The organism is Dactylosporangium sp. NPDC000555, assembly GCF_040300025.1.
GTDB lineage: Bacteria > Actinomycetota > Actinomycetes > Mycobacteriales > Micromonosporaceae > Dactylosporangium.
Map to the genome: position 1 here is coordinate 1 of NZ_JBEPDB010000163.1, position 6,957 is coordinate 6,957.

A 6,957-nucleotide genomic window follows, 5' to 3' on the forward strand; every position below is an offset into this window, starting at 1 on the left:
ACCGAGGAACTGGCGTTCCTCAACGACGTCTCCTGCGTGCCGTTGCAGCAGACGCTGCGGCACCTCCAAGTGGCGTACACGAACTTCTTCGCCAAACGCGCCCGCTACCCCACCTTCAAGAGCAAGAAGAAGTCCCGCAAGTCCGCCGAGTACACCACCAGCGCGTTCCGGTACCGCGACGGCCAACTCACGTTGGCGAAGATGGCCGAACCCCTGGACATCGTGTGGTCCCGGCCCCTGCCGGACGGGGCGTCGCCGTCCACGGTGACCGTGTCGCAGGACGCCGCGGGCCGCTGGTTCGTGTCCCTGCTCTGCGACGACGTGATCGAGCAGGTCCCGGCCACGGACGCGGTCGGTGTCGACGCCGGGCTGAACAGCCTGCTCACTCTGTCCACCGGGGAGAAGATCAGCAACCCGCGGCACGAGCGCCGCGACCGGGCCGCGCTCGCCCGCGCCCACAGGAACCTCGCCAGGAAGGTGAAGGGTTCCGCGAACCGGGCGAAGGCCCGGGTCAAGGTCGCCCGCGTCCACGCCCGGATCGCCGACCGGCGCCGCGACCACCTGCACAAGCTGACCACTCGGCTCGTTCGTGAGAACCAAACGATCGTGATCGAGGACCTGACCGTCCGCAACATGGTCAAACATCGCAGCCTGGCCCGCGCCATCTCCGACGCGGCCTGGCGGCAGTTCCGCACCCTGCTGGAGTACAAGACCGAATGGCACGGCCGGAACCTGGTCGTCGTGGACCGCTGGTTCCCGTCGTCCAAGCTGTGCTCTGCCTGCGGTGCGCACGCCGAGCGGATGCCGCTGCACGTACGGTCGTGGACGTGCCGATGCGGGCGCGTCCACGACCGTGACGTGAACGCGGCCCGCAACATCCTCGCGGAGGGGCTCTCCGTGATCGCCTGTGGAGGCGGTGTAAGACCTCAACGAGAGTCCTCTCGCACGGGGCAGTCGTCGGCGAAGCAGGAAACCCAGCGGGCGACCGCTGGAATCCCCCGCCTTTAGGCGGGTGGAGGATGTCAAGAGCCGTCACGGTACCGCGCACGTCCGGCCCGTGTCGGGTGGCAGCCCGGCCGCACATCACGCCGGACGGCTACCGGGCGGGCCGCCCGCCGGTGGCCGGCTGGTGGCCGTCGTCGAGCAGCGCGTACAGCAGCGTGCCCAGCACCAGCAGGGTGCCGCCGAAGACGGCCCAGCCCAGCGCGACACCGGCGACGACGACCACAATGCTCTGGATGACCAGCGCCGCGAACGTCATGCGGCGGGCCTGGCGGTCCCGAGCGGCCGCGGCGGCGAGCCCGGCGGCCAGCGCGACCAGCAGCACCGCGAGCACGACGCCCGTGATCGTCACCGCGGCCCGCGCCATCGACGGGTCGGTGCCGCTGAGCGACATCGAATACGCGTCGATCACCACGCCGAGGGCGACCAGCACGACGCCAATGGCCAGGCCCTCGAGCAGGATCCTGACGGCGGCGACGAGCAACGCCAGCGTTCGCATCCGGATAAGTTACTCCCTGGTACGTGAGGGTTCAAGGCCCATCGATGGCTCAGCGCAGGTACGCGGGCGACTCCGCGTCCGGCACCAGCAGCGTCGCGGCGCCGCCGCCGCCGTCGGCCGGCAGCGACCACACGTCGGCGTGGTCCCCGGCATGGTCGCGGTGCAGCGCGTACATGACGGTGTGGTCGTCCAGCCATGCGATCTGGTCGTCGACCGAGCGCGTCTCGGCCAGCACCGTGGGACGCAGCGTGGCGAGGTCGAGCACGGCCGGCCGCCAGCCCCTGGCCGGATCGCCGCCGACCGCCTGCTTGAACGCGATCCGGGTGCCGTCGGGCGACACCGAGGGGCACTCGACGTTCTCGGCCAGGGTCCGCACGGTGCGGGTGGCGAAGTCGCCCTGCACGAGGTACCGGTGGCCGGCAGTCGACAGGGTGGCGTAGAAGGTGCGGTCGCCGGCGGGCGCGAAGGTGACGCCCCAGTAGTTGACGTCGGCGGCCTGGTAGGGCCGGCCGTCGCGGGTGAGCGCGTACGACTCGAGGGTGTCGGCCAGCACGTCGCCCGTGGCCGTGTCGAGCACGCCGACGCGCGTGGAGAACTGCCCGCCGTTGTACGAGTCGCCGGTGACGAACGCGGTCCAGGTGACCAGCCGCCCGTCGGCCGAGACGCGCGCCCGGTTCGGCACGCCGACGATCGGGTAGCCGTCGCGCTCCTCGAGGTGCCGCCCGAGCACGGCGATCTGGTACGTCGCGAGCGGCCCGTCCGGCCGCAGGCAGATCGCGGTGCCGGCGGCGGCGTACACGCGGTCGCACGTCACGCTCGAGGTCTTCCGCGGCCCGCCCGGGTCGGCGGCGCTGACCACGGCGAGGTGCCCCTTCGCCCCGTCGGCCGTGCTGCGCACGAGCAGCTTCGGCCCGGGCGAGATGTCGACCTCCTCGCTCGCGGCCGCCGCGGCGTCGTTGCGGTGCGCGGCGCCGCGGATGTAGAAGCCGGCCCCGCCGGCGAGCACCACCGCGACGATCGACGTCAACAAGATTCTACGCATTTCGGTCGTACTCCTCGAGCGATTTTTTGTCGTACCCCTTGAGCAGAATGGAGGCCACGAGCGCGAGTGCGGCGAGAGCCGCTCCGGCGGCGGCGATCAGGGCCGGGCCCGGCCCCCACAGCTGCCACGCCACGCCGAAGAGGATCGAGGAGGCCAGATATGCCAGGGACTGCCCGCTCTGCACCAGCGCGATGCCGGTCGTGCGCAGCGCCTCGGGCAGCAACGGCCCGGCGACGGCCATCAGCACGCCGTCGGTCGCCGCGTAGAACGCCCCGTAGAGCGCCACCGTGACCACGAGCGCCGGCGTCCCGCCCGGCCCGGCGGCGAGGACGAGATACACGGCGACGAGCGCCGCGAACCCGGCGAGGTAGACGCGGGGCCGCCCGATGCGGTCGGCGAGGTTCCCGAGCGGCACGGCGAGGAGGAGATAGACCAGGCTCGTGCCGACGGCGAGCAGCGGAAACCACCCCGCGGCGACGTCGTGCTGACGCTGCAGCACGAGGTATACGAAGCCGTCCCCGATCGTGGCCAGCCCCATGACGGTCGCGGCGATCACGACGAGCCGAAACTCGCCGCGCCGCAGCAGCGCGAACGCGGCCCTGAGGGAGACGGGCGTCGCGCGGCGCCCGGGCGACGCCTTCGCGCTCCCTGTTTCCCCGGTTTCTCCGGCCGCTGCCGGCGCGTCCCCGGCGAGAGCGGGCGTGTCGCCCGTGCCGGTGGCGTGCGCGCTCGTGGCGTGCGTGTCGCCGACGTGTCCGTTGCCGGCGCCCGCGACTGCGGTGACGGTGGTCGTGGGGTCGTGTGCGGTGGCGCTCGAGGTCCGCTCGGCGCAACGGGCGGGCTCGGTCGGCCATGCCGGTCCGCGGTGGTCGGGGACGAACGCGGCCAGGACGAACACGCCGAGGGCGGCGATGCAGAAGCTCGTGACGAAGACCGCGTCGAAGGACCGGGCCGACGCGCCCAGGACCGCGACCGCCACGAGCGGGCCCGCGAACGCGCCGATGCTGTCCATCGTCCGGTGCACGCCGAACGCGCGGCCCAGGCGGTCCGGCGGGGTGGACAGCGTGATGAGCGCGTCACGAGGGGCGGTGCGCAGGCCCTTGCCGGCGCGGTCGGCGACGATGACGGCGCTGAGCAGGGGCACGGACGGTCCGGCGGCCAGGAGGCCGAGCTTGGCCAGGGCGGAGATGCCGTAGCCGGCGGCGGCCACGGCCTTGCGGCGGCGGATGCGGTCGGCGACGAAGCCGCCGACCAGGCGCAGCAGGGCCGTCGCGCCCGTGTACAGGCCGTCGACGACGCCGTAGCCCAGCGGGCCGAGGTGCAGGCCCAGCATGAGGTACAGCGGCAGGACGGCGGTGACCATCTCGGCCGAGACGTCGGTGATCAGGCTGACCGTGCCGAGCGCGAGCACCGTCGCGGCGACGCGGGTCTTGGCCTGCGCCGGCGGGGTCGCCGTCGCCGGTTTGTCCACTGTGGACAGGTACACGCGAGCCTCACACGGGTCGGCGGAGCGGGACGAGGGGCCGTGGGCGCCCCGTGGCGGGGGCGCCCACGGGGTTGGTCAGGACCAGACGTCCGTGATGGGGGACAGATTGGCCGCGCCGTTGATGCCGGGCAGGCCGTACGCGCCCTCGATGGTGCGCAGCACGTTGTAGTGGTTGATCTTCTCGGAGTACGAGCCGGGCTTGACGTTCGCGCCGACGAAGATCGTGAAGATCTGGTTCAGCGCGAGGCGGTTGTCCTCGTCGAAGGTCACGATGAGCAGGCTGTTGTTCGTCTTGGCCCACTGGGCGTAGGCGTCGAGGTTGTTCTTCAGCCAGGTGTCGCCGGTGGAGACCGAGCAGTCGTGCATGTCGTTGCACATGTCCGGCGAGACGAACGCGACCGTCGGCAGGCTGGCGTAGTTCGACGGCGACGGGAAGCTCGCGTACGTCAGGTTCGACGCCGCGGGCACGCTGCTGAAGTCGACCCAGCCGTTGTGCTTGCGCCGGTAGGTGCCGCTCGAGCAGCCCGTGTACCCGTCGGACGGCATCGCCTCCGAGTAGCCCTTGAACGTCAGGCCGGCGCCGGCCAGCTGCGACTGCAGGTTGACGCCGGTGTAGTTCTTCGGGCAGTCGTCGTTGGTCACGCCCTGGGTGGAGCCCGAGAACAGCGCGATGTAGTTCGGCTGGCTCGGGTGCGTGATCGCGTACGACTTGGTGAACTTCGCGCCCTGGGCGGCCAGGGAGTTGAAGTACGGGGCGCTGCCGGAGTTGTTGATCTGGGAGTAGGCGTGGTTCTCGAACATCACGAGAACGATGTGGTCGAAGCGCGGCACGCTGGTCGCGGCCTGCGCCTGCGACGCCGCGGCGGTCAGGCCGGTGGCGACGAGGGCGGTGGTCGCGAGCGCGAGCACCACCCGGCGGATCGACATGGGGATTCCCCCTTCGTGGGCAGGGATGACGCCACATCGTGGGCAGTGGTGGATACACGATCATGAGTGCGGCCTGACAGGGACACGTGCTGCCGATGAACAATTCGGTGTACATCAATGCGTGATGGTTGCCGCAACGGATTCCGCCCGCGCTGGAGCGCCTCGCACGTGGCCGTCAGGAGGTCAGGCCCGGGACCTTCCAGAGGCGGACCGCGCCGTCGGCGCCGGCCGAGACGAGGGTCGAGCCGTCGGGGGCGAAGGCGACGGCGTGCACGGCACCGTCGTGCCCGTCGAGGGTGTGCAGGTGCGCGCCGGTCGCCGGGTCCCACAGCCGGATCGTGGTGTCGAGGCCGGCGCTGGCCAGCAGTGTCCCGGACGGGCTGAACGCCACCGCGGTCGCCGGCTCCGTGTGGCCCTCCAGCGTCGCGTGCGGCGCGCCGGAGGCCGGTTCCCACAGTCGCACCGTGGCGTCCGCACCGGCGCTGGCCAGGAGGGCTCCGCCGAACGCGACGCCGAGCACCGGGCCCCGGTGACCGCGCAGCGCCGCCCCGCCGTGCCGGGGCCTGAAGCGCTCGGGCAGGTCACCACGCCGGGACGGGAAGGGCGAATCGCCGCGCCGGGACAGGAAGGGCGAATCGCCGTGCCGGGGCGCGCGGGAGGCGTCGCCGGGGCGGGGCGCGGGGGCGCCGTGGTGCAGTGCGACGACCGCGCCGTCGTCGCCGGTGGCCAGGACGTCCCCGTCGGAGCTGAACGCGAGGGTATGGATCGCGGCGCCGCCGGCCGGGCGGTGGGTGAGCGGGCGGCGGGTGAGCGGACGGCCGGCGGCGAGGTCGAACAGGCGGATCGCGCCGTCGCGGCCGGCCGCGACGAGCAGGCGACCGGCCGGGTGGAAGGCGATCGCGGCCGGACCATCGGGGCCGCCGTCGAAGGCGTGCCGGCGGCGGCCGTCGCGGGCGTGCCACACGCGCAGCGTCCGCCCGGGTCGGCGGGGGTTGCCTCCGGCCGAGGCGATCAGCTCACCGTCGGGGCTGAAGGCGACCGAGCGGACGGGGCCGTCGTGGTCGCCGAGGGTGTACCGGACCTGCCCGGTCCCGAGGTCCCAGACCCGCACCCGGCGATCCTCGCCGCCCGCGGCGAGCAGGCGCCCGTCGGGGCTGACCGCCACCGTATGGACCGGCGGCGCGCCGCGGACGATCCCGCCGGGGGAGAAGGTACGCAGCAGTGCCGGCTTGACCCGGGGCCGGGCGGGCGGCGGAGGCGGGGCGGCGGGCGCGGCGGCGCGCACCTCCTGCACGCTGCCGCAGGCGACGACGACGTCCGGGTGTTCGGCGGCGACGGGAGCCATGCGCAGACCCCGGTGCAGCAGGTCCGCGACGAGCGGCGTCCGGCCGGCCCCGCCGACGAGGAAGACCCCGGCCACGTCCTGCGGCGTCACCCACGCGTCGCGCAGCGCCGCGACCGTGCGCTCGACGGTGCGCTCCAGCAGCGGCTCGACGGCGCGCTCGAGCTCGTCGCGGGCGATGGGCAGCGCGCCGACGAGCGGCACGTAGAGCTCGGCGGCCGGCGCGGCGGACAGCTCCTCGCGGGTGGCCCGGGCGCCGTGCCACAGCCGCAGCCGCGCCGCGGCCTCCTCGGGCGTGCGCGGCCGGTCGAGCCGGTCCCAGGCCGGGTCGCCCGCGGTGCGGGCCCGGGCCAGCCGCACGACGGCGGCGTCGAGGTCGAGGCCACCGGCGTCCGCGAGCCCGTCGGCGGCGGCGACGGAGAAGCCGTCGGCGGCCCGGCGCACCACGCTGACGTCGAACGTGCCGGCGCCGAGGTCGTAGACGACGAGGCAGCCGCCGGTCGGGACGTGCCGGCCGAGGACGGCGGTGTAGTACCGCGCGGCGGCCACGGGCTCGGGCAGCAGCTCCGGGTCGCCGAGCCCGGCCAGGCGCGCCGCGTCGGCCAGCAGCCGGCGCCGGTCGGGCCGCCAGGCCGCCGGGTGGGTGAGCACCGTGGGCG

General features: G+C 73.6%; 6 protein-coding genes. 1 reads left to right on the forward strand and 5 read right to left on the reverse strand.

Going from position 1 to position 6,957, the window contains the following annotated elements; all coding sequences use genetic code 11:
• The coding region (locus ABT297_RS42180) for an RNA-guided endonuclease InsQ/TnpB family protein (RefSeq protein WP_350559540.1) at window positions 1-1,008 on the forward strand (1,008 nt) is incomplete at its 5' end.
• An 88-nt stretch (window positions 1,009-1,096) separates the two neighbouring features.
• Here ABT297_RS42180 and ABT297_RS42185 read toward each other — a convergent pair.
• The 5 genes from ABT297_RS42185 to ABT297_RS42205 all read right to left on the reverse strand — a co-directional run.
• On the reverse strand, window positions 1,097-1,501 hold the full coding sequence (locus tag ABT297_RS42185) for a hypothetical protein (RefSeq protein ID WP_350559543.1): 405 nt from the start codon (window positions 1,499-1,501) through the stop codon (window positions 1,097-1,099).
• 49 nt (window positions 1,502-1,550) lie between these two features.
• A complete protein-coding gene (locus ABT297_RS42190; protein WP_350559546.1) occupies window positions 1,551-2,543 on the reverse strand; it encodes a TolB-like translocation protein in 993 nt (330 codons plus the stop codon).
• Entirely contained in the window at window positions 2,536-4,029 is a 1,494-nt protein-coding gene (locus tag ABT297_RS42195; protein ID WP_350559549.1) for an MFS transporter, read from the reverse strand. The genes ABT297_RS42190 and ABT297_RS42195 overlap by 8 nt, the downstream gene beginning before the upstream one ends.
• Before the next feature lie 75 nt (window positions 4,030-4,104).
• On the reverse strand, window positions 4,105-4,956 hold the full coding sequence (locus ABT297_RS42200; protein ID WP_350559552.1) for an alkaline phosphatase family protein: 852 nt from the start codon (window positions 4,954-4,956) through the stop codon (window positions 4,105-4,107).
• A 175-nt stretch (window positions 4,957-5,131) separates the two neighbouring features.
• A partial coding sequence (locus tag ABT297_RS42205) for an Hsp70 family protein (RefSeq protein ID WP_350559555.1) occupies window positions 5,132-6,957 on the reverse strand: 1,826 nt, incomplete at its 5' end.

What these genes read in the sequence shown, in the direction of transcription:
- ABT297_RS42185 (WP_350559543.1), bottom strand. Translation starts at nt 1,501, where the DNA reads ATGCGAACGCTGGCGTTGCTCGTCGCCGCCGTCAGGATCCTGCTCGAG.
- ABT297_RS42190 (WP_350559546.1), bottom strand. Translation starts at nt 2,543, where the DNA reads ATGCGTAGAATCTTGTTGACGTCGATCGTCGCGGTGGTGCTCGCCGGC.
- ABT297_RS42200 (WP_350559552.1), bottom strand. Translation starts at nt 4,956, where the DNA reads ATGTCGATCCGCCGGGTGGTGCTCGCGCTCGCGACCACCGCCCTCGTC.